This is a genomic window from Micromonospora sp. NPDC023633, assembly GCF_040640035.1.
GTDB lineage: Bacteria > Actinomycetota > Actinomycetes > Mycobacteriales > Micromonosporaceae > Micromonospora.
Genome location: NZ_JBFABB010000012.1, coordinates 1 through 26,693, shown reverse-complemented (window position 1 = coordinate 26,693; position 26,693 = coordinate 1). Strand labels below are relative to the sequence as shown.

At 70.6% G+C, this 26,693-nt stretch carries 26 protein-coding genes and 1 pseudogene; 15 read left to right on the top strand and 12 right to left on the bottom strand.

The features are described 5' to 3' along the window. Nucleotides 1-28 precede the first annotated feature (28 nt). Complete coding sequence (locus AB0G13_RS05600; protein WP_357869342.1) at nt 29-424, top strand: hypothetical protein; 396 nt, start codon at nt 29-31, stop codon at nt 422-424. Nucleotides 425-592: 168 nt separating this feature from the next. On the opposite strand, the gene AB0G13_RS05595 is transcribed toward AB0G13_RS05600, so the two are convergent. Continuing rightward, nucleotides 593-943 carry a metalloregulator ArsR/SmtB family transcription factor gene (locus AB0G13_RS05595; RefSeq protein WP_357869339.1) on the bottom strand — a complete coding sequence of 117 codons (351 nt, stop codon included), beginning with the start codon at nt 941-943 and terminating at the stop codon, nt 593-595. Between the two features lie 62 nt (nt 944-1,005). On the opposite strand from AB0G13_RS05595, the gene AB0G13_RS05590 reads away from it, so the two are divergent. Further along, a complete protein-coding gene (locus AB0G13_RS05590) occupies nt 1,006-2,139 on the top strand; it encodes an NAD(P)/FAD-dependent oxidoreductase (RefSeq protein ID WP_357869337.1) in 1,134 nt (377 codons plus the stop codon). Between the two features lie 55 nt (nt 2,140-2,194). On the opposite strand, the gene AB0G13_RS05585 is transcribed toward AB0G13_RS05590, so the two are convergent. Next, a complete protein-coding gene (locus AB0G13_RS05585; RefSeq protein WP_357869334.1) occupies nt 2,195-2,572 on the bottom strand; it encodes a metalloregulator ArsR/SmtB family transcription factor in 378 nt (125 codons plus the stop codon). An 87-nt stretch (nt 2,573-2,659) separates the two neighbouring features. Between AB0G13_RS05585 and AB0G13_RS05580 the strand changes: the two genes are divergently transcribed. From AB0G13_RS05580 to AB0G13_RS05570, 3 genes are all read left to right on the top strand, one after another. Continuing rightward, nucleotides 2,660-2,806: a hypothetical protein gene (locus tag AB0G13_RS05580; protein WP_357869332.1), complete on the top strand. Its 147-nt coding sequence runs from the start codon at nt 2,660-2,662 to the stop codon at nt 2,804-2,806. Nucleotides 2,807-2,946: 140 nt separating this feature from the next. Continuing rightward, nucleotides 2,947-4,362, top strand: a complete 1,416-nt coding sequence (locus AB0G13_RS05575) for an FAD-dependent oxidoreductase (RefSeq protein WP_357869329.1) — start codon at nt 2,947-2,949, stop codon at nt 4,360-4,362. Next, nucleotides 4,362-5,597: an MFS transporter gene (locus AB0G13_RS05570; protein ID WP_357869326.1), complete on the top strand. Its 1,236-nt coding sequence runs from the start codon at nt 4,362-4,364 to the stop codon at nt 5,595-5,597. The genes AB0G13_RS05575 and AB0G13_RS05570 overlap by 1 nt, the downstream gene beginning before the upstream one ends. A 313-nt stretch (nt 5,598-5,910) precedes the next feature. Here the strand turns inward: AB0G13_RS05570 and AB0G13_RS05565 are convergent, their stop codons facing one another. Next, nucleotides 5,911-6,279 (bottom strand): hypothetical protein, encoded by a 369-nt coding sequence (locus tag AB0G13_RS05565; protein ID WP_357869485.1) that lies wholly within the window; start codon nt 6,277-6,279, stop codon nt 5,911-5,913. On the opposite strand from AB0G13_RS05565, the pseudogene AB0G13_RS05560 reads away from it, so the two are divergent. Beyond that, nucleotides 6,248-6,496, top strand: a pseudogene (locus tag AB0G13_RS05560) (transposase); the annotation flags it as partial. The gene AB0G13_RS05565 and the pseudogene AB0G13_RS05560 sit on opposite strands and share 32 nt — an antisense overlap. An 18-nt stretch (nt 6,497-6,514) precedes the next feature. On the opposite strand, the gene AB0G13_RS05555 reads toward AB0G13_RS05560, so the two are convergent. Beyond that, nucleotides 6,515-7,006, bottom strand: coding sequence for a hypothetical protein (locus AB0G13_RS05555; protein WP_357869323.1), 492 nt, complete (start codon nt 7,004-7,006; stop codon nt 6,515-6,517). A gap of 515 nt (nt 7,007-7,521) precedes the next feature. Here AB0G13_RS05555 and AB0G13_RS05550 point away from each other — a divergent pair. From AB0G13_RS05550 to AB0G13_RS05515, 8 genes are all read left to right on the top strand, one after another. Further along, nucleotides 7,522-8,505, top strand: coding sequence for a transposase family protein (locus AB0G13_RS05550; protein ID WP_357869321.1), 984 nt, complete (start codon nt 7,522-7,524; stop codon nt 8,503-8,505). Nucleotides 8,506-8,949: 444 nt separating this feature from the next. After that, entirely contained in the window at nt 8,950-9,222 is a 273-nt protein-coding gene (locus AB0G13_RS05545; RefSeq protein ID WP_357869318.1) for a hypothetical protein, read from the top strand. Then, complete coding sequence (locus AB0G13_RS05540) at nt 9,219-9,629, top strand: recombinase family protein (protein WP_357869315.1); 411 nt, start codon at nt 9,219-9,221, stop codon at nt 9,627-9,629. The genes AB0G13_RS05545 and AB0G13_RS05540 overlap by 4 nt, the downstream gene beginning before the upstream one ends. Then, on the top strand, nt 9,608-10,267 hold the full coding sequence (locus AB0G13_RS05535) for a recombinase family protein (RefSeq protein ID WP_357869313.1): 660 nt from the start codon (nt 9,608-9,610) through the stop codon (nt 10,265-10,267). Before AB0G13_RS05540 ends, AB0G13_RS05535 begins: the two co-directional genes overlap by 22 nt. Before the next feature lie 26 nt (nt 10,268-10,293). After that, the gene (locus tag AB0G13_RS05530; protein WP_357869311.1) at nt 10,294-11,004 is read left to right on the top strand and encodes a hypothetical protein; all 711 of its coding nucleotides are present in this window, start codon (nt 10,294-10,296) and stop codon (nt 11,002-11,004) included. Between the two features lie 374 nt (nt 11,005-11,378). Further along, complete coding sequence (locus AB0G13_RS05525) at nt 11,379-12,722, top strand: YcaO-like family protein (protein ID WP_357869308.1); 1,344 nt, start codon at nt 11,379-11,381, stop codon at nt 12,720-12,722. Beyond that, on the top strand, nt 12,719-13,378 hold the full coding sequence (locus AB0G13_RS05520; RefSeq protein WP_357869305.1) for a TfuA-like protein: 660 nt from the start codon (nt 12,719-12,721) through the stop codon (nt 13,376-13,378). The genes AB0G13_RS05525 and AB0G13_RS05520 overlap by 4 nt, the downstream gene beginning before the upstream one ends. 154 nt (nt 13,379-13,532) lie before the next feature. Beyond that, a complete protein-coding gene (locus AB0G13_RS05515) occupies nt 13,533-14,270 on the top strand; it encodes a response regulator transcription factor (protein WP_357869303.1) in 738 nt (245 codons plus the stop codon). Here AB0G13_RS05515 and AB0G13_RS05510 read toward each other — a convergent pair. The 8 genes from AB0G13_RS05510 to AB0G13_RS05475 form a co-directional block, all read right to left on the bottom strand. Beyond that, entirely contained in the window at nt 14,231-14,563 is a 333-nt protein-coding gene (locus AB0G13_RS05510; RefSeq protein WP_357869300.1) for a hypothetical protein, read from the bottom strand. The genes AB0G13_RS05515 and AB0G13_RS05510 overlap by 40 nt on opposite strands. 27 nt (nt 14,564-14,590) lie before the next feature. Beyond that, nucleotides 14,591-16,558, bottom strand: coding sequence for a TOMM precursor leader peptide-binding protein (locus AB0G13_RS05505; RefSeq protein WP_357869297.1), 1,968 nt, complete (start codon nt 16,556-16,558; stop codon nt 14,591-14,593). Further along, the gene (locus AB0G13_RS05500) at nt 16,551-18,602 is read right to left on the bottom strand and encodes a YcaO-like family protein (protein ID WP_357869294.1); all 2,052 of its coding nucleotides are present in this window, start codon (nt 18,600-18,602) and stop codon (nt 16,551-16,553) included. Before AB0G13_RS05500 ends, AB0G13_RS05505 begins: the two co-directional genes overlap by 8 nt. 17 nt (nt 18,603-18,619) lie before the next feature. Then, complete coding sequence (locus AB0G13_RS05495; protein ID WP_357869291.1) at nt 18,620-20,008, bottom strand: SagB family peptide dehydrogenase; 1,389 nt, start codon at nt 20,006-20,008, stop codon at nt 18,620-18,622. Continuing rightward, nucleotides 20,005-21,105 carry a thiopeptide maturation pyridine synthase gene (locus tag AB0G13_RS05490; RefSeq protein ID WP_357869289.1) on the bottom strand — a complete coding sequence of 367 codons (1,101 nt, stop codon included), beginning with the start codon at nt 21,103-21,105 and terminating at the stop codon, nt 20,005-20,007. The genes AB0G13_RS05495 and AB0G13_RS05490 overlap by 4 nt, the downstream gene beginning before the upstream one ends. Before the next feature lie 3 nt (nt 21,106-21,108). After that, nucleotides 21,109-22,086, bottom strand: coding sequence for a lantibiotic dehydratase C-terminal domain-containing protein (locus AB0G13_RS05485; protein ID WP_357869286.1), 978 nt, complete (start codon nt 22,084-22,086; stop codon nt 21,109-21,111). A gap of 1 nt (nt 22,087) precedes the next feature. Then, nucleotides 22,088-24,727, bottom strand: coding sequence for a lantibiotic dehydratase (locus tag AB0G13_RS05480; protein ID WP_357869284.1), 2,640 nt, complete (start codon nt 24,725-24,727; stop codon nt 22,088-22,090). Between the two features lie 122 nt (nt 24,728-24,849). After that, complete coding sequence (locus AB0G13_RS05475; RefSeq protein WP_357869281.1) at nt 24,850-25,035, bottom strand: thiomuracin/GE37468 family thiazolyl RiPP peptide; 186 nt, start codon at nt 25,033-25,035, stop codon at nt 24,850-24,852. Between the two features lie 254 nt (nt 25,036-25,289). Here AB0G13_RS05475 and AB0G13_RS05470 point away from each other — a divergent pair, with 254 nt between their 5' ends. Then, complete coding sequence (locus AB0G13_RS05470; protein WP_357869278.1) at nt 25,290-26,492, top strand: cupin domain-containing protein; 1,203 nt, start codon at nt 25,290-25,292, stop codon at nt 26,490-26,492. The last annotated feature ends 201 nt before the right edge of the window (nt 26,493-26,693 follow it).

Below are 26,693 nucleotides of genomic sequence, written 5' to 3'. Positions count from 1 at the left end.
CCTACCCAGATATTCCAGAGAGGCTACCGTGACCATTTTCGAGAAGGCCACACGGGAGAAGTTCCGCTATCCGTCGGCCAAGGGACTGCTGACCACGGAACAGCTGTGGGAGCTTCCGCTGACCGCCAGGTCCGGCTTCAGCCTCGATGATGTGGCCAAGGCGGTCAACGCCGAACTCAAGGCCGTCGACACCGAGTCGTTCGTGGCCACCGAGGCCAATCCGGCCAAGGCAACCTTGGAGACCAAGCTGGAGGTCGTCAAGCACGTCATCGCCGTCCGCCTTACGGAGGACCAGGCGGCGAAGGCGGCGGCGGCCAAGAAGCTGGAGAAGGAGAAGCTGCTGGCGGTCCTGGCCCGCAAGCAGGACGCGGTCCTGGAAAACCTGACCGAGGCAGACCTACTGGCCCGAATCAACAACCTGTAGCCCGCCGACAATCAGCGTCTGCCAGCAGGCCCGCACATCGCCGAGAAGTACGGTCGCCATGCAAGACTTGCGCGACCAGGCCGGCGCCCAACGGCCACTTCTCGATGAGGGTGCCCTCCCGCCTGGGAGGGCACCCTCATCGCATCCGGTCGGCGAAGCCATGGCCGGTCAGCAACAGGTCAGCAGGTATGAGCGCAGATCGGTCAGCGCGGTGAGCACCCCGTCGCGGTCCGCCCGGTAGTAGACGGTCTTGCCGGCACGCCGCGACGTCACCACCCGGCCGCGTCGCAGCAGGGTCAGCTGCTGCGACGCCGTCGCCTGGCTGACCCCCACTCGCTCGGCGACCTCTCCGACGGACAACTCCGCGCCCTGCGCGAACAGCATCATGATCCGCTGTCGCGTCGGGCTACCCAGGGCCTTCAGGAACTCCTGTGTGTCCTCCGCCAGCGCGACGGGCGAGCTGCCCTGCTCCCGAGGTGCGGACGCTTCAGGGCACCGCTCGGACGTCGTCTGCTCCATACCCACACCCTCCCGCACCACCGTCATATTGTCATTCAACAAAATGACTATATGATGAGGGGGTGAGTGCCTCTCCAGAACCGATCATCATCGTCGGCGGCGGCCAGTCCGGCCTCGCCGCCGCGCACGCCGCCCTCTCCGCGCGCCTCCGCCCGCTCGTCCTGCACGCCGGGGCAGAGCCGGTCGGCTCCTGGCCGGCCTACTACGACAGCCTCACCCTGTTCTCCCCGGCCCGATACAGCGCGTTGCCCGGCATGACGTTCGGTGGGGAAGATCCGGACCGCTATCCGACCCGCGACGAGGCTGTCGACTACCTGCGACGCTACTCCCGCAGTGTCGACGCCGAGATCCGCACCGGCGTCCGCATCAACGCCGTGCACCCGCGCCCGGGTGGCGGCTACCTCGTCCGCACCGACACCGGCGACGAACTCGCCGCGGCGGGCATCGTCGCCGCCAGCGGCTCCTTCGGGAATCCCTACCTGCCCGTGCTGCCGGGCCGATCCGACTACGTCGGGGAGGTGCGACACGTGGCGGACTACCGCCGACCCGACCCCTACGCCGGAAAGCGGGTCGTCGTCGTCGGCGCCGGGAACTCCGCGATCCAGGTCGCCCACGAACTGGCCCCGCGCGCCACCGTCACCCTGGCCACTCGAGCAGCCGTCCAGTTCCTTCCGCAGCGCATCCGCGGCCGGGACCTGCACTACTGGCTCGACGTCACCGGCGCGGACCGCATGCCGCGGTGGTTGCTCACCCGCCTCATCCAGCACGCGGCCGTGCTCGACACCGGCGTCTACCGCGACGCCCTCGCCTCCGGGCTCCTCACCCGCCGCGAGATGTTCACCGCATTCACCCCTGACGGCGTCACCTGGTCCGATGGCACCACCGAACCCGTCGACGCCGTGATCTTCGCTACCGGATACCGGCCCGACCTCGGATACCTCGCCCCAACCGGGGCGCTGCACCGCGGCCTGCCCGCACATGCTGGCGGCCTTTCCACCACCCATCCCGGGCTCGTCTACCTGGGGACCGAGTTCCAGCGATCGTTCTCGTCCAACACCCTGCGCGGCGTCGGCCGCGACGCCACCCACGTCATCACCGCCCTGGCCGAGTACGTGGCCAGCGGAAGCCGGCGCTGGCGGCGAGGAAGCCACCAACCAGCCCGTAGTGGTCTCAGGGCCAGCGCAAAGGTCGACTGACGACAGGGCTCAGGACGGCCAGGACCGCCCGCGGACGCCCGGGCTGGTGCGCCCGTTAGGCCACAAGGACCGGTTCGACGGCGAGTAGCGCCGCCAGCTGACCCAGGATGCCTAGCCGGGCGCGGTAGTAGACCCAGGTGCCGCGCCGCTCGGCGTCGACCAGCCCGGCCTCCCGCAGCGTCTTGAGGTGGTGGGAGATCGTCGGGCCGGTGAGGTCGAAGGCGGGTGTCAGGTCACACACGCACGCCTCACCGCCCTCCGCCGAAGCGATCATCGACATCAGCTGCAGACGTACCGGATCGCCGAGCGCCTTGAACGCCGGAGCCAGCACTGCGGCGGTCTCGGCAGGCACCCGCCGCTGCGCCAACGGCGGGCAGCAAGGGGTATCAGCGCTCAGGTCGACGAGAGTGAGGGACGTCCCTTGCTTCGACATTCCTCTAGGTTGACATCCTTCTAATCAACGTGCAAGTCTCTGCTTAGACGGACGTCAAGACAGCGTCCGTGACGGAAGGAGAACGGCATGTTCGGACGGATTCGCCGAGCGAAGGCAGTCACGGCGGCGGTACGGTTCTGCGACTCCTGCGCCGAGGTCACCACCGCCGAGCAGCGCGCGCAGCGCCGCTACGACGACACTCGCACCGCCGCCCACGCCGCGATGGGCCGGTAGCGCCAGAGGACTGGGCTGCCGCTGCCAGAAGCTTGTCCGGCTCGAACGTCACAGTCCCCGCGTCACCTAGTAGTCCGGTTCGGGCAGGGCGGCCTGTCCAGCCATTGGTTCGAATAGTGTCAAGAAAGAGGAGCCTTCTGATGAGCGTTGTCGACGAGCTGCCGGTCGTGGTCATCGGCGCCGGTCCGGTGGGGCTGGCCGCTGCCGCGCACCTGCACGAGCGCGGTATCTCCTTCACCCTCCTTGAGGCGGGGGAGACTGCGGGCGCGGCGGTGCGGCAGTGGGGGCACGTGCGGGTGTTCTCCCCGTGGCGGTACAACATCGACCCGGCCGCCCGACGGCTGCTCGACGAGGCCGGCTGGGTCGTCCCGGACCTTGACGCCCTGCCGACCGGCGCCGAACTTGCCACCGACTACCTGCAGCCCTTCGCCGAGCTGCCGCAGCTCAAGCCGCACCTGCGCTACGGCGCCCGGGTCGAGGCGATCAGCCGGCTCGGCCTGGACCGGTTGCGCACCGCAGGCCGCGAGCAGACGCCGTTCCTGGTCCGGCTCGCCGACGGTGACGAGCTGCTCGCCCGGGCGGTCATCGACGCCTCCGGCACCTGGGGCACGCCGAACGTGCTCGGCGCGTCCGGGCTGCCGGCTCGTGGTGAGGTGGCCGCCGCCTTCCTGGAGCACGCGCTACCGGACGTGCTCGGCGCGGACCGGACCCGGTTCGCCGGCCGCCACACCCTGGTCGTCGGCGCCGGCCACTCTGCCGCGAACACGCTGCTGTCACTGGCGGAGCTGGCAGCCGTGGCGCCCGGCACCGAGGTGACCTGGGCGATCCGCTCGACCAGCCCCGCCCGCACCTACGGCGGCGGGGACGCCGACGCGCTGCCCGCGCGTGGGGCTCTCGGTTCCCGGCTGCGTGAGCACGTCGACGCGGGACGGATCCGGCTGCTCACCGGCTTCTCGGTGCACGCCCTCACCCCGACCGACGGCCGCGTCGCTGTTGTCGTCCGGCACGCCAATGGCGGGGAGGAGTCGGTGACCGTAGACCGGATCGTCGCGGCAACCGGCTTCCGCCCCGACCACTCGATCGCCGCCGAGCTGCGGCTGGACCTGGACCCGGTCATGGGGGCCACCCGGGCGCTCGCGCCGCTGATCGACCCGAACGAGCACTCCTGCGGCACGGTGCCCCCGCACGGCGTGGACGAGCTGGCGCACCCCGAGGCCGGCTACTACGCCGTCGGCATGAAGAGCTACGGCCGGGCCCCAACGTTCCTCATGGCCACCGGCTACGAGCAGGTCCGCTCCGTCGTCGCCGCCCTCGCCGGCGATTGGGAGGCTGCTCGCGACGTCCAGCTGGACCTGCCCGAGACCGGGGTGTGCAACAGCAACCCCGCCGACTCCGTCGACGGCACCGACTGCTGCGGCCCCGCTCCCGCCGCCGAGCCGGCCGGACGTGGTCTGGCCACCGGCATCTCCGGCGGCCTACTGTCGGCGCCGCTGAGCCTGGTCACGCTCGACGCGGCCCCCGCCAACGGCCAGACCGGCGGCTGCTGCGCCAGCTGATGCCCACCACCACGACGGTGCCCGCCGACCCCACAGTCGGCGGGCACACTACCCGCGGCAGGCGGATCGTCGCGGCGCTCGCCATCACCCAGACCGTCGGTTACGGCACCCTGTACTACGCCTACGCCGTCTTGCTGAACCCGATGGCGGCTGCGCTCGGCGCGTCCACCACCGCCGTGACCGGCGCCCTGACCGCGTCCGTCCTCGCCGGCGCACTCATGGCCATACCTGTCGGACGGTGGCTCGACCGCCACGGCGGACGCGCCCTCATGACCACCGGCTCCGCGACCGCCACCGCCCTGGTCCTGGCCTGGTCCCAGGTCGACGCCGTCTGGCAGCTCTACGCGGTGATGATCGGCATCGGCATCACCGGCGCGATGGTCCTCTACGAACCCGCCTTCGCCGTCATCGTCACCTGGTTCACCCCCGACCGACGAAACACCGCCCTGCTCGCCGTCACCATCGTCGCCGGCTTCGCCAGCACGATCTTCCTGCCCCTCACCGGCCTGCTCGTCGAACACCTCGACTGGCGCACCGCGCTGATCGTTCTCGCCGCCATACACGGACTGATCACCGTGCCCCTGCACGCTCTCACCATCCGCAGGGCACCCCACCCGCCGATGCACCACCGGCCACAAGCCCCCCCGGCCTCAGCCCGGACCGCGACCCACGACATCCGATTCTGGATCCTCGTGATCACCTTCGTCGCCCACGGCGCCGCCACCAGCACCATGGTCGTCCACCTCGTCGGCTACCTCACCAGCCGCGGCCACCCCGCGACCTTCGCCGCAACCGTCACCGGCCTGCTCGGCGTCCTCTCCGTCACCGGCCGCATCGTCCTCACCGCAGCCCGACGACTCGCCCCGATCACCACCATCGTCGCGGCGATCTTCGCCATCCAGGCCGTCGCCGCCGCCTGCCTACCCGTCCTCGCCGGAAACCGCGCCGGCGCTGTCATCGCCGTCGTGGCGTTCGGGCTCGGCTTCGGCGTGTCCAGCCTCGCCGCCCCCGCCCTGCTCGCCGACCGCTACGGCACCATGGCGTACGCCAGCATCGCCGGCGTCCTCGCTGTGCCCGTCACCATCTCCCGAGCCGCCGCACCGCTGGCCGCCGCCGCACTACTGCACGTGACCGGCTATCACTGGCTGCTCACCGCGGTAGCGGTCAGCTGCGCCGTCGCCGGCACGGGCATGCTCCTGCGAGCGGGATCTCTGCCACACTGCCATGACCGCTGAACGAGTCAATCCGCGCCGAGGGACGACTGAATTGTCAGGTGAAGTCGGCTGACGTGATGGACCGTCCGACCTCTGAACGGAGGTGGCGGCCCCTGAAATAGACGTGAGGCGGTGCGCTGCTGGATGGCACCGCACCGCCCTTCTACTTCTGCATCTGGCGGATGACGCCGCCGCCGCCCTTCTGCACGTCGGCGACCTCCGCCAGCGTCTTCGATCCGTACTCGCCGCCCCGACGCCCGTCCCCGTAGGACAACGCCCAAACCGTCGTGCCCTGGCCTTGCTGCCGCAGTTGCAGCCCACGCCCGTTCCTCCCTTACTCGCCATGCACCTTGGCGGCCAGCGCCGCCACGAGGGTCTTCCGGTCCCGGCCGATCGACGCGGCGATCCGCTCTACCGTCGCCGCCGCGGCGGCGCGCTGCCGCTCGGCGGCGAACCCGGCGGCGACCGCGCGCCGCACCGCCGCGTCGAGGGCGGCCGGCGACGTCAGGGCGGCCGCGCGCTGGCGGCTGCGGGCCGGCGCCGACGGCTGCCAGCCGGACCAGCCGGAGGCGACCATCGCGTACGCCCGGCCACCCGACGTCCGGCCCCGCACCACCGGGAACCCGTCGACGTTGACGCACAGCGCCGCCACGAGCTGCCGGGCCCCGTCGAGCCTGCGGCACCGCGGCATCCGGCACGTCATCCCCGAACGATCCGACCAGGTCGCCCGCCGTGCCGCCAAGGGCAGCGCCGGCGGGCGACCCCCAGCGTTCGACAAGGTCATCTACCGCAAGCGCAACGTGGTGGAACGCTGCTTCAACCGCCTCAAGCAGTGGCGCGACCTGGCCACCCGCTACGCCAAACGCGCATCCCTCTACCGAGCCAGCCTCGTCCTCATCGCCGCCATCATCTGGCTTCCATCATCGACAAGACAGGCCCTACGAGAACTTGACCGAGCCCGCTCGGTTGCTCCAGCCGTCGCCAATGGTGCCGAGGTTTGGTGCCTGATCGATCCAGGTCGAGGAGGCCCCCCCGAAGTTCACTAGGCCGAAGAACTTGACGTCGCACTGGTTGTAGGTATGCACCGAGCTGACCCGGTTGTTCCAGCCGATGCTGCTGAGATCGTCCCACTGCCATTCACTGTCGTAGGTGCCGGTGCACTGGCGGGACTGGGTCCATGTGAATGTACCCGCAGCAGTGTTGTAGCCGGTGTTGTCGTAGAAGATGGCGATCGTCAGGGCCGCTGCTCCGACATCGCTGAGTTGCCGGGCCTGCTGTTGGTCGCTGGCACAGGTGATTCGGCCGGTGTCCAGGTTGCCGATGCAATGCCGAGTGGAGGTTTGGTTGGGGGCAGAAGCCGCAGCAGGGTTCGGGATGCCCACGACGGCGATGGTCAATAGCAGGGCGAAGGTACCGATCAACTTTCTCATGCACGCCTCCCAGGCGAACAACGTTGGGGCTAGGGGCGGAACGAGACACGGTCGAGGACGATTCTCCACAACGGAGATCGACCCAGTAGCTACGTTCCGTCGACCACACTGCCACACCGAGTCACCAGGGGGTACCCTGGGTGAGCAATTAATTGGATTAGGTCGATGAGGCCAGTCGGTGGCCTGGCGTTGCTTGATGCGGATGTAGCCGGCGCTGGCGTCGTCGTCGCCGAGGTGCAGGATCGGAGCGCACAGGCGCAGGCGCGGAAAGTTACGCTGGCGCTTTTGGATGGAAACGTGCGCACCGGCTTGACCAGCTCGAATCGCGCCTCGGCTGAGTTGATCGATGAGGCGCGGGACTTCGCTCCCTTGGCGCCAACGCACCCGAGACCTCGGCCACGTCCGCGCTGATGGTGCAGGAGACGGCCGTCGCGGGATCCGGTTTGATGTTAGGCGGCGATTGGGGTGGGCTCGTCCTAATGACCTCGTGCATGGTTGCGGATCTTTAGGTATCCATGATCGTTGTTCCTGTCATGGTTGGTGCTGCGATCATGATGAATCGTCGGATGATGGGGCTGTCCCGGCTGGTGATCGAGGGCTTGGTTGTGGAGCTGGCGCCGCGCTGGCAGGCCCGGCACCGCGATCGGCTTGCCGCGCGGACGCGTCGGCGTGAGATTGGCGCTGGAGCGAAACACCGGTTCGCGTTCAAGGATCGCCTGTTGGCCACGCTGGTGCATCTACGGCACGGGTTGACCCATGACGTGGTGGCCGCCTGGTTCGGAGTGCACCGCTCGACGATCACCCGCAGTGTCGCCGAGGTACGACCGCTGCTGGCCGAGCGTGGCTGCCGGGTACCCGACGGAGTCAGGCTACGCACCCTCGCGGACGTGGTGGCCTACCTGGGCCACCACCCGCAGGCGTTGATGGACGCCACCGAGGTACGAGTCCGCCGACCGGTCGAGGGCCGGGCGGGCCGGAACCGTTCCGTATCCGGCAAGGCCCGGCTGAACACGATGAAAGCCCTGGTGATCTGCGATCCGGCCGGTCGGCTGCTTTTCTGCGGCGAGACCCCGCCGGGCCCGATGCACGACCTCACCCAGGCACGGACCGCAGGCCTCGTCGACCTGCTTCTCCACACGCCGATCGGGGTTCAGGTCCTCGCCGACGCCGGCTACCAAGGACTCGGTACCGACACCGCCGGCGCGGTGATCACCCCAAGGCCCAAACCGCGGAAAGGCCAGAAGTCGCTGCCGCCGAGCGTCATCGCCGCACACGACGCGGCTCGAAAACGGCACTCGTCACAGCGCATCCGAGTCGAGCACGTCATCGGCCACCTCAAGAACTGGCGGATCCTGGCCCGCTACCACGGCCGACGCGAACACTTCGACGCCTCCATCCGCGCCATCGCAGGCCCGCTGTCCGACCACCAACACACCGACCGCACCGAACACACCACCAAGCGACCGAAGGCCTTACCAGCCACAGCCCACCACCGATGAAGCGGCCAATCCCCGAGGAGACGGCGACTCCAGACAACCGTGCACGAGGTCGTTAGTCCACGCAGACGCGCGCCAGCAGTCGCTCCGCCCAGCAACGATAGTCCGTCTCGAGGCGAGGACATGACAACCGCCAAGATGTAATGCCTGCCCCTGCTCAGCGAGCGGCCGATGCCTGACGGCATCGGCCGCTTCTTCATGCCTGCCAAAGCAACCGGCACACGAGCCAACTTCGGAGGACCCCTCCATGACAACCCACCCATCCGACACGGCGCGAGCCTCCAACGCATCGAGGTGCAGCACGACCACCCCGCTCGCTCCCGAGGCCAATGCCCGCGTCGCGCTCCAGCCCGTCCTCTTCGGAAACGCAGTCGTGGAGGCCAAGGAGCGAACGATGCACGGCCACCGACGGATGTCTCCGCCAAGTCAGCCACCGGACGGAGGCGCATGACTCTGCCGTCCGATCACCAACATCAGCAACGCAAGGAGTCCAATCCGGCGACGGGCGTGGCACCGGACAAGCGACTTGACAGGTGCAGTGAAGGCGACGGTTCATGGACGGTCGACGACGTCGACGGGCGTGCGACGACCGCATTCATCAGGGTGGAGGCTCCCCACCAGCCACCTGAGCTGCACCCTGGTGCCGCTGCCGCCCTACTGAATCTGCTCAAACGCGTCAACGGCCGCCGCACAAACAACCCGATCGAGGAGAACGGATGACCACCCCTCAGCCGAAACCCTTTGCCTTCTACGGCCGCGTGTCGACCGAGGACAACCAGGACCCCGAATCGTCCCGGAGCTGGCAGCTCACGCGGGCGACCACACTCATCCAGCCCCACGGCGGACGCATCGTGACCGAGTACTTCGACATCGGCCAGAGCCGCTCCCTCCCGTGGCAACGCCGGACCCAGGCCAGCCTGCTTCTCGCCGCGCTGCGCGACCCACGGCGCGGGTACTCCGCCGTCGTCGTCGGCGAACCCCACCGTGCCTTCTACGGCAACCAGTTCGGTCTCACGGTGCCGATGTTCGCCCACTACGGCGTCGAACTTTGGGTGCCCGAGATCGGCGGCCCCATCGACCCCGACAACGAGCACACGAACTCGTCATGTCCGTCTTCGGCGGCATGAGCAAGGGCGAACGCAACCGGATCAAGCTTCGCGTGCGTACCGCCATGACCGCTCAGACCCTCCTCGAAGGCCGCTACCTCGGCGGACGCCCACCCTACGGCTACACCCTCCGCGACCTCGGCCCCCACCCCAACCCCGCCAAGGCCGCCGACGGCAAACGCCTCAAGGGCCTCACTCCCGACGACCACACTGCGCCGATCGTCCGGCGGATCTTCGCCGAGTTCCTCGCCGGCATCGGCCTCTTCGCTATCGCCGAAGGACTCACCGCCAACCACGTACCGTGCCCGTCCGCACACGACCGCGCCCGCAACCCCCACCGCAGCGGCATCGCCTGGTCCAAGAGCGCCGTCCGCGTCATCCTCACCAACCCCCGCTACACCGGGCGACAGGTATGGAACAAACAACGCACCGACGAGGTACTGCTCGACGTCGACGACGTAGCGATGGGCCACACCGGCATCATGCGCTGGAACGCCCGCGACAAGTGGGTGGTCTCCAAGGAGATCACCCACGAACCACTCATCGACGACGCAACCTTCGAACAGGCCCCCAAGCAATCCTTCAAAAGCGCGGACGGGGCACCGGAGGTCAACACGTCAAGCAGCGCACCCGCAACCCGTACGTCTTCCGCGGCCTGATCTACTGCGCAGCCTGCGACCGACTCATGCAGGGCCAGTACAACCACGGCAACGCCTACTACCGCTGCCGCTTCCCCCAGGAGTACGCCCTCGCCAACCAGGTCGACCATCCCCGCAACGTGTACCTGCGCGAGGACGCCCTCACCGACCCGCTCGACACCTGGCTGGCCTCCGCCTTCACACCCCACCGCATCGAGCAGACGATCACCGCGATGGCCGACGCCCAACCCCTGGATCATCCGCCCGGTCACGGCAAGGCAGCCCAGGCAATCATCACCGAATGCAACGCCAAGCTGGAACGCTACCGAGCAGCCCTCGACGCCGGAGCCGACCCGACGGTGGTTACCGGCTGGATCGCCCAGACACAGGCCGAACGCGCCCACGCGGAAGCAGATTTACGCGCGAACACGGGCGCCACCCCGCGCCGGATGAGCCGAGCAGAAATCACGACCCTGGTGACCGCACTCGGCGACATCACCGCCGTGCTCCGCGACGCCGACCCTGCCGACAAGTCCGAGGTCTACCGGCAACTCGGGCTCCGGCTCACCTACCAGCCGGAAACGCAAACGGTGCGCGCCGCAGTGGATCTCAGCGCGCACCGTGGGGTAATGGTTTGTGTCCGAGGGGGCACACGGTCGCACCGGACGGCGGCGGACACGACGGTCGCGGGTGGCTGTCGGCCAAGCATGCCGGCGACGGCGTCGGGTCGTTCGCGGGCACGCCCGGCGTCTGGTTGAGCGCACCCGCACGCCGACGCTGGTTGTGGCCCGGGCGCGAGCTCGCCCACTCCGACGTCAACCCGGTCAGGAGCCGGGGGCGTACCGGTCCTGCGTTCCGAACGTTCCGAACAGTTCGGCACGGGCGTACCCCTTGCCGGCGCCCGCGCGCCTGGATCAGGGTTGACGCCAGCGCCGCGGCAGCACCGGGATCTGCGCCACCCACCCGATCCTGGCTCACGCCGCGCAGGCGGAATTCGATCGTCGCCAAACAGGAACTCGCCGCGGTGCTGACGGCAATGCCCCTCGGAGGGAGAGCTTGATGAATGCCCGAACCGGCCGACCTGTCAGCAACACCGTCGTCGCCGAACCCGACCGATCGACGGTGGTGGACGTTGAAGCTGCGTGAGCGCGTCCCCAAGGTTGGGCCCACCCGCGAGGTGACCACGCTCCAGACCCTTGAGCGCGTCACTCCCCTGCTGCGGACGGTGGGAGTGTCCCGGGTCGCCGACATCACGTGGCTCGACCGCGTCGGCATTCCCGTCCACAACGCCATCGTGCCGCGATCCCACGACCTGCTCTCGGTCTACAACGGCAAGGGGCGCACCCACGACGACGCACGGGCGTCGGCGATCATGGAGGCGGTGGAGCGCTTCGCCGCCTGGCAGCCCCGCACGCCGGACCTCGTCGCCTCGTACACCGAGCTGGACGCCGCTGAGCGGGCGGTATTGAACCCGGCCGACCACAACCTCGCGCCGGGTCACGCCTACCGCCCGGACGTGCCGATCTCGTGGACCCAAGGCTACGACCTGCTACGCGACGAGCCGGTCCACGTACCGCTGAGCCTGGCCGGCTACTACATCAGCTTCCACGAAGTCCAGTGCTTCGCCATCAACAGCAGCAACGGGCTGGCATCGGGCAACTCGCTGGAGGAGGCCATCTGCCACGCCCTGTGCGAGGTCATCGAACGCGACGCCCTGACGATGGCGGATCTGGTCAGCAACCGCATCACCCACATGATGCGCGACAAGCTCGGCACGTCCGCACCTCCGGGCGCGGTGACGACGCTGGAGGACAGCACCCCGAGCGTCGATCCCACCACCCTTCCCGAAGCGGCGCGCTGGTTCGCCGAGCGGATCCAGGAGGCGGGGCTACCACTGGTCATCAGAGACATCACCTCCTCCCTCGGCATCCCGACCTTCGCCGCCGTGGTCAGCGAGTCGTTGGCCGACACCTTCTCGCCCGGCCACTCGGGATACGGCACGCATCCCAACGCCGAGGTGGCGGTCATCCGAGCCCTGACCGAACTTGCCCAGAGCCGGGCCGTGGACATCCAGGGCATGCGCGAGGACATCAGCCTGCCCAGCACCGAGGTCGACAACTGGAACCACCACGTGTCCCGTGGCGGGTCGGTGGACCGTTCGGTGTGGCCGTGGCGGGAGTCCGAGACACCGGTGCGCTTCGGCGACGTCCGCAGCTTCCCGAACGACGACGTCATGGCCGACATCCAGCTGATGCTCGGGCGGCTGCGCGACGGCGGACTAGAAAGGGTGATCGTGGTCGACCGCACACCGCCGGGTTTTCCGGTGCACGTGGTCCGGGTGATCGTACCGGGACTCGAGTCCTGGGCGATCGACCAGAGCAGACTCGGCCCGCGGGCGAAGGCACGCTGGAACGAGGCGCTGAGGATGGTGGCCCCACCCCGGAAGCGGGCGGCCGGGGCAGGAGCCGGACGATGACGCGCGCCGTGGTCTTCGCCGGGCCGAGCATCGACGCCGCCACGATCGCCGAACTCGCTCCGGTCGAGGTGCGCCCTCCGGTCAAGCGGGGGGACATCGACCTCCTGCTCGCCGAACCGGAACCACCGACCCATATCGGCATCGTGGACGGCCAGTTCCTCCAAGGGCTGATGATCTCCCCCAAGGAGGTGCTCCGGGCCATCGACCGGCACCCGAATCCGGTGCGGGTCTTCGGCTCCTCCAGCATGGGGGCCCTGCGCGCCGCCGAACTGGCCACCGAGGGCATGGTGGGGGTCGGGCAGGTCTTCGAGCTGTACCGTTCGGGCGCGATCGACGCCGACGACGAGGTGGCGATCACCTTCGACCCGGATTCGCAGCGCGCCCTCTGCGAACCGATGGTCAACATTCGGGTGGCGATAGCCGCGGCGGTGGAGCGCGGCGTGATCTCGCCGGGTAGCGCCGCGACCGTGTTGGCAGCGGCCAAGGCGCTCTACTTCCCCGACCGCACCTACGCTCGGATCCTGCGCCTGCCGGTCGTACGGAAGCAGGTCGGCGACGCGGAGCTGGTGGCGTTGCGGGAGTTCCTCGACGCCGACGCCCCGGACGCCAAACGCGACGACGCGATAGCCCTGCTTCGCCGGATGGACCTCCGTTAGCCGTCGAAAGCCCCTCTCCGGTGGCCGCGGCGACAGCTCGTCGCAGCCACCGGGCGGAGGGGTTCGGTCGGCATGTCACCCAGGGAGCATCTTGTCGACTTCACACCACCCGGGCCCGGACTGGCGCGATGTCGTCCATGGCTGTTCGCCACGGATGACGATCGAGATCGTGACCGGGACGCCCCTACTTCAGCACGGCCTGGCCGAACTGCTGAGGAAGGTGCCGAACTTCTCCGTGGACGACGGGCTCCCGCCCCCGACCGTGTCTCCGGTTTCCGCCGGACAGCCGTCGCACACCACGATTCTGGTCATCGACGCCGGTGACGAGTTCCCGGACACGCTGGTCTCGCCCATTCTCGACGAGCGGCCCGACTCGAAGATCGTCGTCTTGACCGACTCCGACGATCCTCTCTTCCTGTGGAAGGTGCTCACCTCGGGCGCGCATGCGTGCCTCGCCAAGGGCGTGCAACTGGACGAACTGGTCTGTGTCATCCACGCGGTGCACCGGAAGGAGGACCGCTTCATCCTCTCCGCCCCCGTCGGTGCCCTCCGCGAGCTGCGGCCGTCCACGGCGGCCCCGGGCCCGCTGACCAGCCGGGAAGTGGAGATCATGCGGCTGGTGGCCGCGGGCATGAGCAACCGGCGGATCTCCATGCAGCTGTTCATCACCGAAGCGACCGTCAAACGGCATCTGACGAACGTCTACGCCAAGCTCGACGTCACCTCACGCGTCCAGGCCATCCAGAAGGCTTTTGGGCGCGACCTGCTCGATGAGCAGGTCGCGCCCGGCGCGCTGGGCCTCGCCGGTGCGCGCATCGGGACGGGCGCGACGCCCGCCCCGGGCGCGAGGGTTCAACCGAAGGCCCGGCCGAGGGCCATGAGGTTCTCGTAGGCGCTGTCGCCCTCCGCGATGGCCTCCACCTCGAAGACGCTCACCGAGGTCGGCGGGTACCCGATCAGCCCGACGGCCCGGCTCACCCGGGCCGGGCCGTCCATGTACTCGGCGCCGTCCCACAGGTAGACCGCGCCCCACACCTGACGCTCGGGGTTGGCGAACCACATCTTCAGGCGCATCCCTGGCAGCTGGGAGTACGCCTCGACGGCGTAGTCGCGCAGGTAACCGCGCAGGTCCTCGACGGAGACACTCGACTTACTCAGGTCCCAGAGGACGAACTGCAGGTACATCCCGGGCTCCTTGATCTCGGGGGCGGGTCAGGGGAACGGGTGGGGGTGCGGGTTGACGTCCGAGTGCTCCAGCCGTCGTCCGCGATGTCCGAGGCGGTGGGGAATCTCGTGCAGCCGGGGTATCCCGTCCACCCGGCGCAGGTGGTGGCCGAAGGTCATCGGCAGGGTTCCGGGGATGATCACCTTGGCGCAGGCGAGCCCCTGTACGCGCTGCTCGGGCGTGGTCTGGTCGACGACGATCACGTCCATGCCCTCATCGAGATAGCGGCGGACCAGTTCCCGGAGGTCGTCGCTGAGGTCGGCGTTGCGGAACCCGTCCGGCTGCGCCATCCCGGCGAAGGTCACCGAACGCGACGAGCCGGTCAGGAAGTCGAAGCGGGCGAAGGCGGCACGGGCGCCGTACAGCAGGGAGTGGTGTGCCATCTCCGTCACCAGCGATCCGTCCCGCACCATCCGCTCGGCCTGGTCGCGCTGTCCCGGGTAGCGGCGCACGAGGTCGACCAGGATCGCCGCCAGTTCGCTCAACGCGTTCTCGGCGGCCGTCTCCGGATCGAGGTGGCTGCCGGCGGCGCAGACCGCCCTGGGGCGTTCGTCGTCCTCCGACGGGTCCACCGCCATCGCCCACACGCAGGGAATGCCCTGCTCGAGGGTGATGTCGAAGGCCTGGACCGTGTAGCCGGTCTCGGACTCGATGGCCTCGGCCATGAGCGGGACCGTCCGGCGGCGCGCGGAGCGCAGGTCGATCCGCGGCACCGGCATGCGCGCGTACCACGTCATCAGGAACGCGTCCCGCTCGGCGATCTCAAGGATGCCGTGGAGTATGGCCTCTTCCAGGCTTCCGCCCAGCGCGCAACCGTTGGAGATCTCGTACACGAAGGGTGCGGGTTCGTGGTCGGAGCGGTGGATGCGGTAGTAGGCGTAGGCCTCGGGCACCAGGATCGGTTCCTTGCGCCGGAACGAGTGGCCCCACACCCAGCGGTAGGGTTGGTCGACGTCGAACGAGCGGTAGCGGAATCCCTCGATGCGGTGACGGTCCGGCGGATAGAGACCGAGGTCCCGGGGGTCGAGCGCCCGGTCGCGCAGGTCGGCGTAGCTGCCGCGCACGGCCGTCCGTCTGCCTCCGGGCTGCATCCCGCCATGCCGCTCCAGCGCTTCCAGGACCGAGACCAGCTCACTGGCGCGGTAGCTGCGGGTCCGCCCGTAGCCGCCCTCGGTCGCGCCGTCCGACAGCCCCATCCAGGCCGCCGCGACCACCGTCCCGGCGTTGTTGTCCCGGGCCAGCAGTCGGATCAGCCCGCACTCGGGGTCCACGTACGTGGCGATCAGCGCGTCCTGGTGCTCGGCCAGGTTCCGGGTCCGGTAGCGGTCGGGGGCGCTCTTCATCCGGGGCCGCAGCACGATGTCTGCCGCCGCCGCGCTGTCTTCCGGCAGGTCCGCGCAGACCGGGCAGGTCGGGTCGGGCAGGAACGGGTGCCGGGTCACCTCCAGGGTCTTCAGGTCCAGACAGATCAGGGCGCGACGGGTCCGTGCCGTGGACGGATCCCGGTGCAGCCGGGCGATCTCGTCGTCGACCAGCGCGGCGACGACGGCGGCGGCCAGGCCGGTGAGCCAAGCGGAGGGCCGGGTACGCAACGCCGGACCGTTGTCGGCGATCACCGCGTCATGGGCGCGGGAATGCAGGCGGTTGCGCCGGCGCCGCAGTTCGACACAGTCCACACAGCCGGGCTCACCTGCCCGTTCCAGCGGCCCGATCAGCACCCGGCCCAGCTCCGTGCGGACCGGCAGCCAGGACGGCCGGCGGCCGGTGCCCGCACCCCGTACCGCCGCGTGGTCGTCGAGGTCCCAGGCGTCGGTCGCGGTCACGATGACGGTGTCGGTGGTGACCGCCGTGGTGCCGACGCGTCCGGCCGTGGTGGTCACGTCGGCGGGCCGGTCGACGCCGCGGGCGATGGCGTCGGCGAGGATGCCCGTGCCGAGCAGTCTCACCTCAGTCATGGGTCACCACCACGTGCACGGTGTTGGGCATCACGGCACTCACTTCCGGATCGTGGTCGAGCGGTACGGCCACCGCCTCCCGGCCGTGTGCCGCCAGGGCGGCCACGACGGCGTCGAGGTCCAGCGGATCGGCGCCGGGCCGGTGGCCCTCCGGCCCGGACGAGGACGCCGGCGCGGGGATCGGTGGCGGCGCGTACGCGGGTTGGCCGTGCAGCTTCGACTGATACGACACGACCGCCTCGGCCAGGGCGTCGCGCAGCGCCTCGGCCATCGACAGGCCGCTGGCGCAGCCCCGCGCCGCGCGGCCCACCTGGCAGAGCACGGTCGGCACCGAAAGCGTCCCGGTGATGTCATGGGCGACCACCTGCTCGCGCGCCGCCGCCAGGATCGCGCGGTAGCGGTCACCGACCGGATCGAGGGCGACGGCGTCCAGGTCGAGGCGGGGACACGGTTGCCCGGCCGTCACCATCTCGTCCAGGGTCCACCGCCTGACCTGCGCGAGGATGCCGGTCGTCACCGCCTCCCGCCAGCCGTACGCCGAGGCGACCCCGGGCGGGATCGGGCCGGCCCGATCAGCGGCGCGCAGCGCCGGGAAGGCCCGCGACACCGGTACGAGGCGAATCCGGCCGTCGGTCAGCGCGATGCCCGGTAGGTGGCCCGCCCACACGCGGGCGTCGCGCAGCGCCAGATCGGGGTCCAGGTCCCCGGCGAAGATCGGCTCGTGGTCGGCGCCGACCAGCCGGCGCGGATCGAGCATGAGCGACCCGTAGGCGGAGAACGCGTTGAGCCCGGCGGCGAGGCGGGCGGCGGCGAAGTCCAGGCCGGTGCCGAAGACGCGGAGGGGAACGGAGCCCGCACCGAGCAGCCCGACCGGATCGGACACCTCGATCTCGCACACGCGCAGCGGAAGCTGACCGAGGTCCCCTTCCACGGGCCGCCCGAAGACCCCCAGCCGGTCGTCCATGCAGCCGGCGGCGCGCCGGGAGAAGACCTCCGGATCGAGCGGCGCGGCGGCGCGGCGTTGCTCGATGCGCCCGCGTACCGCCTCGACGGTCGACGCCTCGACCTCCGCCTCGAAGGGGTGCGGCACCACGGCGTGCGCCTCACTGCCCAGGGTGTCCGGGTCGAGACGGGTCACTCCCGCCGGCTCCGGTCGCGCCGCGCCGGTGACCGTGCGCAACGCCCGGGACACCAGCTGGGCGGCGGCGACGGCGCGGGCCGTGCTGTCCGCCCGCCTCGACCGTGCGGTCCCGGCGCCGCGGTGGCGCGCGCGGAGCCGACGCGCGACCGACGGCCACCGGGCCCCCGCCCCCGCCCGGGGGCCGCGGGACAGGAACCACACACCGTCGTCGATCAGGAGGGCCTGGAAGAGATCGGTGTGCGAGGCCGCGCAGACCCCTTCCAGCACCCGCACCTGGTCGACCGCCGGACGGTCGCGGACGTGCAGGACGAGGCCCGCGCCGTGCAGCGCCGCCGCGACAGCGTCGGCATCGGCATCGGCGTCGCACCGGGTACGGGTGACGCGCTGCCCCGGGTCGCGGCGGCCGCGCTCCACCTCGGTCAGCAGGGCGTCCCCGCCGGTCCCGGGTTCCTCCGTCAGCAGGCGCACCTGCGCCGATCCCGAGCGCAGGGCGGCGGCGGCCACGGCGGGCACCAGTTCCACCGGGCCGACCACCGCGACCGTCTCGGCCCGGTAGTCCTGGAACGTCTGGAGCGCGGAGTCGGTCAGATGGCTGAGGAAGGAGATTTCCCGGTGGTAGCCGTCGACCTGCTCCGGGGTCACCGGCGGCGCCTGGTCGTGCGGGGTGATCGCGCCCTTGGCGATGAGCACGGTGACGAGCTGCCGCACCATGTCCCGCCGCTGGCCGGTCAGGTTCGCCGTCAGGTCGGCCAGGGAGTGACGGCCGTCGAGATAGGGTGCCAGCCGGGCCAGCAGCGGATACGCCGAGTTGCCGCCGACGATGACCGGCCCCTCGTAGGTCAGCAGGTACAGGCCGTCTTCGGAGGAGGTGTAGTAGGTGTCGGGACGCAGCAGCAGGCCCATGGTCTCCGATTGTCCGTTCACTGTGTGGCGGGGCGGCTGCCGAGCAGGAACTCGCCCACCGCGCTCTCGTCGGTATAGCCGACGCCGGTCACCTCGTTGAGGGTCTCGCGGTCGCCGCCGCCGAGCCCGCAGGCGGCCAGACCCATGGCCGTGGCTGCCAGGTACATCGTCTGGTAGAGCACGCCGACGTGCTTGAGCACGAGCGAGTACGGCATCTGCTCGTAGGTCCAGGCCAGCCGCCCGAAGCGGGCCGCCACCACGATCAGCACCTGCGGGGTCGACTGTTCGAAGGTGCCCCTGCGAGCCGCGGCGATCAGCCGGGCCATGCCGGGCCCGGGCCCTTGGACCGACCGCAGCGCGTGGTCGTGACCGTCGTAGTGGTACACCCCGGCCGGCAGCCCCGAGGCCAGCCGGACGACGGGGTACAACTCCAGCTCGTAGACCGAACCGCCCGACGGGTACGGCCGACCGAGCTGCCGCCCGCCCTCGGGGCCGGAGTCCGCCCGCATCCGCGCGCAGCGGTAGAGGAACTCGCCGAGCTGCTCCAGCGTGATCGGTGTGTCATCGTCGTGGGTGCGGACGGAACGGCGGTCCTCCACCACCGCGGCGAGCGGCGGATCGGTGCGCCGCAGCCGCTCCAGGTCGGGGGTGGGCAGTGCGACGACCGGCCCCGGATAGGGGTCGTGGCGGGCCGGCAGCGGTTCGAACAGCCCTTCGGCCCAGCGGGTGCGGCCGTACCCGCTGCCCAGCCGGTCGCGGTGCCCGATCCGACTGCGCTGGTGGAACCACAGCTCGTGGGCGCTCCACTGGCGCAGGTGGAACGCCTCCTCCTCGGCGCCGCCCACGGGCACCGCCAGTCCGCACCGGTACAGGTCGTGCAGGAACCGGTCGGCGAGCCGCTGCGGCACCTGCGCCAGCCCGGCCGCTGCGGGCGTCTTCGCCGTCAGCAGGCCGAGCAACGCGGGGTCGTGGAGGCGGATCCGGGCCCAGGCCAGGGGCGACTCGACGACCAGGTGCCGGCTGTCCCGTTCCCGGTGCACGATCGCGAACCGCGACAGGATCAGCTCGTCGGGGGTCGGTGACGATGCCGGGACGGGTCGCCGGGTCGGCTGCAGGGTGTACAGCGGTCCCTGCGCGCGCCCGACCTCCGTCTCCAGCCATCCCCCCGCGTGCAGCGCCGTCAGGAACCCGGCGGCGTGGTCCCGCGCCGCCAGGTCCCGGGCCGGGCACGGACCGGCGGCGAGTTGGTGGAGCAGGTCCCGCTTCCACGTCTGTACGGCGCCGAACGTCGCGGCCCGGGAGCCGGCCAGTAGTCGCAGCTGGTCGTCCTGGTCGACCACGGTGTAGACGCCGGGCACCAGCGCGAGGTGTTCGGTGAGCGCCGTGGTGGCGACCGACTCGATCATCGTGCGGCCTCCGCACCGGTCATCGACGGGTCGGCGAGGGTCCTGATCAGCTCCACCGCCGACATCCCGTGCGCCTGCTCCACCGCACAGGCGGCCAGGTGGCACAGCAGGAACCGTTCGACCGGGCTGACCCCCAGCCGGGTCAGGTGCAGGTAGGTGTGGTTCAGCACCAGCTTGTAGCTGAGGAACCACTCGGTGGCCTCGGTCTGCTCCTGCCAGGCGCTGGTGGCGAACAGTTCCCGGTGGAACGGGCTGACCTGCGTCAGGTCGACGATGTCGGCGTCGGCGCCGACGGGGGGTGCCTGCTCCGTCAGCAGCCCCGAGCCGACCAGCCGGCCGGCCCGGTCCCGGTACGGCCGCAGCACGTCGAGCCAGTCCCGCACGTACGGCACCGCCGACGTCGCGCCGTCCAGGTCGGCGGCCACGGCCCGGACGCGTGCGACCAGCGCCGCGCCGCGCCGGTGGTAGTGCCGGTCCCATGCCTCGCGCAGGCCCTGGCCCTCCGGGTATCCGTGCAGGAACGCCTCGGCGTGCGAGCGGAACGAGAGGCCGCCGCGGGCGAGCCCGACCCCGGACAGCGAGTGCGCCGTGGCGATCATGAGGTCGAACGCGATCGCGAGCCGCCGCCCGCCGGCGGCGATGTCCTCGGTCATCCGGAAGGCCAGCTCGGTGGTGTCCGAGTAGAAGTCCGTCAGCAGCCGGGCGGACGTCGCCTCGGACGGCGCCGGGTCCGCCTCGGTGGTGAGGTGCAGTGAGTTGTCCGGGTACCACGGCAGCAGGTCACCGCTGACCGACTCCAGCGCGGCCAGGCGCTGGTGCATCGGCAGGTGTTCCTGCGGGTCCAGGCGTGCGGTCGACGGCCGTTGGGCCAGGAAGCGACCGACCAGCTCCTCGACCGTCGGACGGACGAGCGTCTCCAGGAGCCCGGGTGCGCAGCGTACGTAGAGGCGCACGTGCGGGCCACGAAGCCAGTGCCGCAGGTAGTAGACGGAGTCGGCCTGGTCGCCGAGCCGCCGCGTCACCGGCCGGATCGCCTCCAGGATGAGCTGATCGATGTCCTCGGCGTGGTAGTGGATGTGGAAACAGTGCCAACGCATGGTTCAGTCCCCTTCGGCGAGCGCCGACACGGCCGCCCCGGCGAGCTGGCGCAGGGAGATCTCCGCCGGCAGGGTGATGGCGAGCCGGTTGCAGACGAGGTGCGCGCAGATGTCGATGATGGTCAGGACGGAGGTGCCCGGCCCCGCGGTGACGATGCCCCCGGGGCCTTCCCAGCCCGAGTCGGGTGGCGCCAGCGTTCCCCGGTCCAGTTGCTCGTCGAGCGCGTCCCGTAGCGTCGCGACCGACCGGGCCCAGCCGGCCAGTGTTCCCGCGTCGGTGTGCCGTCGGCTGGCCGCCACCAGCGCCCGCATCCGCCGGGCGACGGAGACCGCCGTGCCGAGCTGCTGCGCCGACGGCTGCGGCAGGTCGAAGGGTGCCGCCGCGTCGTCGTACCCGGGTCCGGTCTCGATGCGCTCGCGCAGGCGCACCGGGTCGGGTTCACAGGTCAGCCAGGCGATGAGGAGCATCGCGTACGCGGCGGTCGACCGCTCCTGCGGGGAGGCTCCCTGCCGCAGCAGCCGCATCGCCAGCGTGCTGGACTGCACGAAGTGCCGCTCCACCGCCTCGATCGCGGCGCCGTGGCCGTAGCGGTGGTGCTCGCGGCGGTACGGGACGTAGGCGACCGAGTCGTTCGGTTGCAGCGTCGCGAAGCCCGGCTCGACCTGCTCCCAGGCGGCCAGCATCTCCGCGCTCTGCGCGTACGCGTGCTCGGTCATCACCGGGGTGGAGGGATTGTCCCGCAGGTAGGCGTCCAGCCGTGTGTCGATCGCTTCCCTGATCCTGTCGGGGCTGGTGCCCGCGGCCGGGAGGACGCGCAGCCGCACATGCGGTCCGCCGTCCCAGTAGCGCAGGTAGAACCAGCCGTCGGCGCGACCGTCGGAGACCAGCTCCGTCACCAGCGGATCGACCGCGTCGACCAGCAGGCGGTCCTGGTCGCCCTGGTGGAAGGCGTGCGCGCTGACCCAGTTGGTCTCTTCCATCTCACCCTCGGTTCGAGATCTCGACGAGGTACTCAGCAACGGCCGGCTCGTCGGTGAGCGCGGCGGTGTCGCCCGGCGCGGGCAGCGCCTCCTCGAACACCATCACCGGCCCTGGCGCCCGCAGCATCCGTTCGAACACCGCGAGCAAGTGCCAGTTGGCGAAGTCGATGTAGACAGGTTTGCGAGACTTGTCCAGCACCCACTTGCCCCACGTGTCATCCGCCGGGTCGGTGCCCCACAGCCCGTCGGTCCACATCCGGACATAGCAGCGGTCCGGGATCCCGTGGGCCTGCAGCCACCCGACCAGGCGCACCAGATAGTCGGCATCGGCCTCCGCCCTGTGCCGGGTGGGCACCTGCCCCGTCGGCACCCGCCACCGCGCCCGACGCAGGACGACCCGGCCGGCCTCCACCCGGGGATGGGTGGTGAGGCGATCGGGAGGCGCCAGGTCGGCGCCGCCGGCCAACGGCGAGAAACTGGGGTGCAGGTAGTAGGTCACCCCGAACGACCAGCTCAGGAACTGGGCGATGGGCGGCAGCAGGACGTCGGCCATCATGCCCAGGTGCAGCGGTACGACCCGCTGGCGCAGCCGGTTCGAGACGATGTTCACCAGGTCGGTACGCGGATCGTGCACCGCGGTCAGATCCCCGAGGGGCAACCGCTCGGCGGCGGGCCGGCCGGTGACCGTGAACGGGTAGTCGATCTCGTAGTCGGTGCTGGCCGTCCGGGCGTTCAACGCCGACGAGAACGTCCCGCCCAACTCCGCGAAGATCGTCTCACCGGACGCCCCGGACCAGGCCCGGCCCGGTGGCACCGTGCCCCCGGCCAGGGCGGTCAACCGCGTCGTACGGCTCCGCCCTCGCCCGTACCCCGAGTGCGCCACGTTCAACGCCAACGCGAGCTGCGCTCCCCGCTCGACCACCTGCACGTAGCAGCCCAGCGATCCCGCGGGAGTGATCCACTCCGGCCAGCCGGCTGCCATCGCCCGCAGCGTCCCGGCCGGAGTACGGATGACACCGTCCGCCTCGACCGGCCCGAGCAACCCGGCGCGGGCCGCCTCCTGGATCCGACCGAGTTGCCGCAACCTGCCCAGCGGACTGGCGGCCAGGGCGGTGCCGGTGGCCAGCGGCGACGCGCGCAGGAACCGCGCCACCTCCTGCCCGGCGGGGGACCCGCCGGCCCCGTCTGCACGGGCGATCTCCTCGTGCACCGCCCGGCACAGCTCCAGCACCGGAACCTGGGCGCCCGAGCCGAGGCGTTCCCGGAAGTAGACACCCAGCGCCAGCCGCAGCGGCAGCGCCGGGTCGAAGACGGCGAGCCACCGCCGCACCGCATCGAGGTCCTCCAGCGCCGGACGCCACCGCCCGGACGCGCATTCCACCGGCGGGTCACGGAACACCGCGTTCTCGTGGTAGACGGCCTTGCTCATCTCGGCCACCGGCTGGAAGGGCAACCCGAGACGGTCGACGAGGTCGGCGACGGCGTCCCGCAGCCGGTCCTGGCGGGCGCAGTGCCCGTCGACGTCCTGCACCGGCACCGGCAGGCCGACCTCCGTACGCAGCCGGTCCAGCAGCACCGTGACGTCGACCAGGTCCTCGCCGCCGTGCGCGGCGACCCAGGCGATCAGATCCGACAACGGGTCGAGGGCCTGATCCGTCACCGGTGGCTCGAGGATCAGCAGCCCGGCCCGCACCAACGCGTCCAGGAACGGCCGAACGTCGCCCGGTGTCCTCGCACCGGAGGCGAGCCGGTCCCGCAGCCCACGCAGCGTGCCCGGCGGACCCTCCTGCACGACGCGCAGGCAGGCGCGGATCGCCGGTGTCTCCGGCATGGTCACGATCGGCTCGCGGGGCGGCAACCCGGAGAAGGTGATCTTCCCGGCCGACCTGGTCACACTCGGGTTCACCCGTACCCGCATCGACGCCTGCAGCCCAGGGGTCTCGCGCAGGGCCCGGATCACGCTCTGCAGCAGGAAACCGTCCAGCTCCAGGAACCCGCTGACCGGCGCCTTGGCGAACACCTCCGGGGCCGAGCCGTCGACCCAGGCACCCAGGCCGCTGATGGTGAAGGTGCTGTAGGGGCTGGTCTTGGCCGCCGCCCGGGCCACGTACTTCGCCAGCCGGGCCAGGCTCTGCGCCCTCGGCCGGTGCGCCGGATCGGCCAGCCACTTGCCGAGCTCCACGTGCAGCGCGGGACTGGCCTGTGACAGGGCCCGGCGGAAGCCGGAATCCGCGGTCACCTCGCGCAGCACCCGTTCCCGGTCGGTGATCTCGGCGGCGAGGACCGCCGGCAGTTCGGCGGCGGTCCGGTCCAAAGTGTCCAGTTTCGACCGCCAGACGGCGATCCGCTCGGCGACGTCCGAGGTGAGCAGCTGCGCGACGGTCTCGTTCCACTCCTCGTCGCGAGGCCGCCTCGACTGGTAGACCGCCCTGCGCAGACCCACCAGCCTCGGCTTCAGGGCGGTCTGCTCCAGCGCCCCGATCTCGGCGAACAGGGCGTCCGACAGCGCGTGCCCCTCCAGCGCCAGCCACCGGCGCAGCCGCGCCTGTTCCTCGGCGCGTCGGAACGACTCCGTCAGGCGCAGCCGGCCCAGCGCCGCCGCGGGTAACCCCGCGAGCCGCAGAACCGGAGGCGACTCCACGCGTGCGTCACTCGACAGAAGCACGCCCTCGTCCGTGATCGTGCCAACGCTTTCGCCCATGGCCCCTCCCGGCCCCGGGGCTGTGCCGCCGGCCGAAGCCGGCGGCACAGCCGATTTCAAGGTCAGCTGCTGCTGCTCGGGCAGCAGCTGCAGGTCGCGCTGCACGAGCAGAAGGGCAGCGACGCGCCGTGCTCGGGCATGCCGTGACCGGCCGTCAGCGACTCGATCGTGAGCCCGCTGTCGGCCAGGTCGAACACGTCCATCGGCAGGTCATCGAGCTCGAAGTCGAGATCGTTCGAATTGTTCACGCCTGCTCCTTTGCTTGGAATACGCATGACTGGAAGACCTTCCGGTAAGGACATTAAGTCAGGGAACTGAATCTCGGGAAGGCGCAGAAATGTCGCAGGCGGAATTCGACGAAGGTGTCAGCCGCCCCGGTACCCCCGCCTGCCACCAAAGGCGTAGAACGGACTACGCCGGTCCCCCCGCCCTTGCGCTGACCAGCAGGAAAACCACATGATGGCGAACGGGCAACAATGGGAAGCAAATTTGCGGAGGCGGCATGAACAGCGCGCTGGATCGCCTTACGGCCCGGCCGGAAGAATTCACCGAACAATGGCCGCAGCAGCCCGAGGTCCATCATGGCGACCCGGCCGCGCTGGCCGCCCTCCTCGACGTCGACGACGTCGACCGACTGATCAGCGACCAGGGCCTACCCGCGTCGTCGGTGACGATGACCAGGAACAACGTGATGGCGCAACCGGGCAGCCTGGTCAGCCCCGACCTCGCGGCCTTCCCGGACGCCGCCGGAGCCATCGACGCCCGCCGCGTCGGCGCGCTCCTGCGCACCGGGCACACCCTCCTGCTCATGGGCCTGCACCGCAGCTGGCAACCACTCAGCCGCTTCTGCCGGCTGTTGTCCGCGGAACTCGGTCACCCGCTGTACGCGCACGCCTTCCTCACCCCGCCGAAGAGCCAGGGTTTCGCGCACCACTGGGACACCGAGGCGGTCTTCATCGTGCAGACCGTGGGGCAGAAGACCTGGGAGTTGCACGAGCCGTACCTGCCGGACCCGCTGCCCCGGCACCGCTGGGGACGGGTCCCGGTTCCGGCTGCCGCCCGGGCCCGGTTCGAGAAGGGCGACCCGTTCCTGCGGGTCCGCCTCGCGCCCGGAGACGTGCTCTGGGTGCCTCGGGGCTGGATCCACAACGGGTACGCCGAGGAAGGCACTTCCCTGCACATCAGCGTCGGCGTGCTCCAGTTCACCCGGCACTGGCTGCTTGAACAGCTTCTGGACGTCGCCGCCGGGGAGCCCGAGTTCCGCGCCGCGCTCCCGCCCGGGCTCAACGACCACGGCATCGACACCGCGCTGGGCGACGTCACCGAGCGCTTCGCCCGCTGGCTCGTCAACCTCGACCTCGACCGGGCTGCGCAGTCGGTGCGGGCCCGGGCGCTGCGCGCGCAGTCAGGGCCGCGCCGTCGCGCTGTCAGCGCCGCCGTGGGGGCGTTCAGCCAGGACGTCGAAGCGGTGCGGTACGTACCGGGGGCGGTCCTGGTCAGCACCAGGGGCGCTGACGGCACCGTCCTGCACCTCGGCGACCACGACCTGCGCCTGCCCAAGCCGGTGACCGAGACGATCATGCGGATGATCGATCACCCCGGCACCGTGGTCGCCGTCGAGGAACTGCGCGCCTCGATCGGTCTCGACGAGGCCCGTCGGCTCGTACGCGAGCTCATCGACGAAGGAGTCGCCGTCTCCGCCTGACCGCGTACGCCTTCCCGGCGACGCGGCACGATCGCCGGCGGCCCGTTCCGGTCGGCGGGATCGCCGTCGGTCCGCCGCCTCCCTGTTGCCGGTCCTCACGGCTAGCGTCCTGAGTCGTTAATCCGTTTGCAGTATGCGGCGATCGTTTCGAGGATGTCGTCAGCCGTCTTGGTCCACACAAACGGTTTGGGGTCGGCGTTC

Bases quoted from the DNA above. Each gene is read 5' to 3' on its own strand.
- AB0G13_RS05595 (WP_357869339.1), bottom strand. From the start codon at position 943: ATGGAGCAGACGACGTCCGAGCGGTGCCCTGAAGCGTCCGCACCTCGG.
- AB0G13_RS05585 (WP_357869334.1), bottom strand. From the start codon at position 2,572: ATGTCGAAGCAAGGGACGTCCCTCACTCTCGTCGACCTGAGCGCTGAT.
- AB0G13_RS05580 (WP_357869332.1), top strand. From the start codon at position 2,660: ATGTTCGGACGGATTCGCCGAGCGAAGGCAGTCACGGCGGCGGTACGG.
- AB0G13_RS05575 (WP_357869329.1), top strand. From the start codon at position 2,947: ATGAGCGTTGTCGACGAGCTGCCGGTCGTGGTCATCGGCGCCGGTCCG.
- AB0G13_RS05570 (WP_357869326.1), top strand. From the start codon at position 4,362: ATGCCCACCACCACGACGGTGCCCGCCGACCCCACAGTCGGCGGGCAC.
- AB0G13_RS05565 (WP_357869485.1), bottom strand. From the start codon at position 6,279: ATGACGTGCCGGATGCCGCGGTGCCGCAGGCTCGACGGGGCCCGGCAG.
- AB0G13_RS05555 (WP_357869323.1), bottom strand. From the start codon at position 7,006: ATGAGAAAGTTGATCGGTACCTTCGCCCTGCTATTGACCATCGCCGTC.
- AB0G13_RS05550 (WP_357869321.1), top strand. From the start codon at position 7,522: ATGATCGTTGTTCCTGTCATGGTTGGTGCTGCGATCATGATGAATCGT.
- AB0G13_RS05545 (WP_357869318.1), top strand. From the start codon at position 8,950: ATGACTCTGCCGTCCGATCACCAACATCAGCAACGCAAGGAGTCCAAT.
- AB0G13_RS05540 (WP_357869315.1), top strand. From the start codon at position 9,219: ATGACCACCCCTCAGCCGAAACCCTTTGCCTTCTACGGCCGCGTGTCG.
- AB0G13_RS05535 (WP_357869313.1), top strand. From the start codon at position 9,608: ATGTCCGTCTTCGGCGGCATGAGCAAGGGCGAACGCAACCGGATCAAG.
- AB0G13_RS05530 (WP_357869311.1), top strand. From the start codon at position 10,294: ATGCAGGGCCAGTACAACCACGGCAACGCCTACTACCGCTGCCGCTTC.
- AB0G13_RS05520 (WP_357869305.1), top strand. From the start codon at position 12,719: ATGACGCGCGCCGTGGTCTTCGCCGGGCCGAGCATCGACGCCGCCACG.
- AB0G13_RS05515 (WP_357869303.1), top strand. From the start codon at position 13,533: ATGACGATCGAGATCGTGACCGGGACGCCCCTACTTCAGCACGGCCTG.
- AB0G13_RS05510 (WP_357869300.1), bottom strand. From the start codon at position 14,563: ATGTACCTGCAGTTCGTCCTCTGGGACCTGAGTAAGTCGAGTGTCTCC.
- AB0G13_RS05505 (WP_357869297.1), bottom strand. From the start codon at position 16,558: ATGACTGAGGTGAGACTGCTCGGCACGGGCATCCTCGCCGACGCCATC.
- AB0G13_RS05500 (WP_357869294.1), bottom strand. From the start codon at position 18,602: ATGGGCCTGCTGCTGCGTCCCGACACCTACTACACCTCCTCCGAAGAC.
- AB0G13_RS05495 (WP_357869291.1), bottom strand. From the start codon at position 20,008: ATGATCGAGTCGGTCGCCACCACGGCGCTCACCGAACACCTCGCGCTG.
- AB0G13_RS05490 (WP_357869289.1), bottom strand. From the start codon at position 21,105: ATGCGTTGGCACTGTTTCCACATCCACTACCACGCCGAGGACATCGAT.
- AB0G13_RS05485 (WP_357869286.1), bottom strand. From the start codon at position 22,086: ATGGAAGAGACCAACTGGGTCAGCGCGCACGCCTTCCACCAGGGCGAC.
- AB0G13_RS05470 (WP_357869278.1), top strand. From the start codon at position 25,290: ATGAACAGCGCGCTGGATCGCCTTACGGCCCGGCCGGAAGAATTCACC.